The sequence below is a fragment of the Pseudomonas sp. genome (assembly GCF_049590575.1).
Lineage (GTDB): Bacteria > Pseudomonadota > Gammaproteobacteria > Pseudomonadales > Pseudomonadaceae > Aquipseudomonas.
In genome coordinates this window covers 1-1,564 of the sequence record NZ_JBAWDE010000315.1, presented here as the reverse complement: position 1 = coordinate 1,564, position 1,564 = coordinate 1, and the positions used below count along the sequence as shown (strand labels likewise).

General features: G+C 64.6%; 3 protein-coding genes. 1 reads left to right on the top strand and 2 read right to left on the bottom strand.

The genetic code is table 11. From position 1 onward, the window contains the following. On the top strand, nt 1-779 hold a 779-nt coding region (locus tag WBR57_RS22145), incomplete at its 5' end, for a phosphatase PAP2 family protein (RefSeq protein WP_424086618.1). Here WBR57_RS22145 and WBR57_RS22140 read toward each other — a convergent pair. Continuing rightward, the gene (locus WBR57_RS22140; protein ID WP_424086616.1) at nt 773-1,366 is read right to left on the bottom strand and encodes an LON peptidase substrate-binding domain-containing protein; all 594 of its coding nucleotides are present in this window, start codon (nt 1,364-1,366) and stop codon (nt 773-775) included. The two genes, WBR57_RS22145 and WBR57_RS22140, sit on opposite strands and share 7 nt — an antisense overlap. A 21-nt stretch (nt 1,367-1,387) precedes the next feature. After that, a partial coding sequence (locus tag WBR57_RS22135; RefSeq protein ID WP_424086620.1) for an LrgB family protein occupies nt 1,388-1,564 on the bottom strand: 177 nt, incomplete at its 5' end.

The window sequence follows — 1,564 nt, the reverse complement described above, 5'->3', positions numbered from 1 at the left end:
AAGCGGCGGTTGTCGCCGCGTGCCTGGCGGCCGTGCTGGGGCTGAGCCTGAACAGCAGCGTGCGCGGCCATCGTCGCGCCACGTTGTGGATCGGCTGCACCAGCCTGGTTCTGTTAATCGCCTTGTTTATCGGCTACCCCCACCTCAACGACTTCGACCAGGGCCTCAGCGCGCTGGTGCAGGAGCATCGCAGCCCGTGGCTGGACGAGGTGATGGTGCGGATCACCCAGCTGGGTGAGTTCAAGAAGATGTTTTTTGCCAGCGCCGTGTTCACCGGCCTGCTGTTCCTGGCGCGGCAATGGCGGCATGCGCTGTTTGTCGGCGCGACCCTGGCCGGGGCGGCGGTGATCAACACCGGCACCAAGCTGTTTTTCGCCCGTGGCCGGCCGGAAATCCTCACAGACCCACTCACCAGTTTCAGCATGCCCAGCGGCCATGCCTCCGGCGCGTTCGCGTTTTTCCTGGCCCTGGCGGTGCTGGCCGGTCGCGGGCAACCCACGCGGTTGCGCCTGACCTGGATGCTGATGGGCTGCATTCCTGCAGCATTTATTGCCCTGTCGCGGGTTTACCTCGGCGCCCATTGGCCTACGGACATTTTGGCCGGCACCCTGCTGGCGATGACGGTGTGTGCGTTCAGCCTGACCGCCATCCAGTACCGCAGCCCGTTGCCGGCCATGTCGCAAAAAGCCTGGTGGCTGCTGCTACCGGCGTTGGTGGCGGTGTTGAGTTTTATCGCGCTCAACGGCACTTCCCATGCCCTGCTGCGCTATGCCTACTGAGTAAAGAGCTCGCCCTGCAACTCGTCGAGCAGCATCTGGATCGCATCCAGGCGTTGCTGGGGGTCGTCGAGTTGCAGCAGGTCGAGCTTGTCGGCCTCGGTGAACGGCAGCAGATACGCCAGCTGATTGCCCAAGGCTTGCTGGCCATCGGCGTGGGCGCCCATGTCCAGCGAGGCGACCATCGGATGCTCGGCCAAGGCCTGGAGCAAGGCGAGCAAATCGGCGTCCTCCTCTTCCAGCGCCTGGTCGGGCAACTCTTCGAGCCATTGCACGTCGGCCACCAGCAACTGGTCCTTCTGCACCCCGGCGTCACGCACGCGGAAGCGCCGCCCGCCTTCGACGCGAATCCCCAGCAAGCCGTTGTCCTGCTGCTTGAAGTCGCGGATCAGTGCCTCGCAGCCGACCAGCGCGTAACCGTCCGGGGCCATGCCCACTTCCCGACCGTCGAGGATGCACACCACGCCGAAGCTTTCGCCTTTTTTCAGGCAGCGGCTGATCATGTCCAGGTAGCGCGCCTCGAACAGTTGCAGGTCGAGGGTGCAGCCAGGGAACAGCACGGTATTGAGCGGAAACAGCGCCAGACTCATAAAGGTTTCCTTAAACCCGGTTTAAACAATCACCGACACAGCCAACGGCAGGAACACCGCCGTGGCCACGCCCATCAGACTCATGGCCAGCGCGGCAAAGGCACCGCACTCTTCGCTTTCCTGCAGGGCCACCGAGGTGCCGACGGCGTGGGCGGTCATGCCCAGCGCCATGCCGCGCGCCTCGGGGCTGTGCACGCC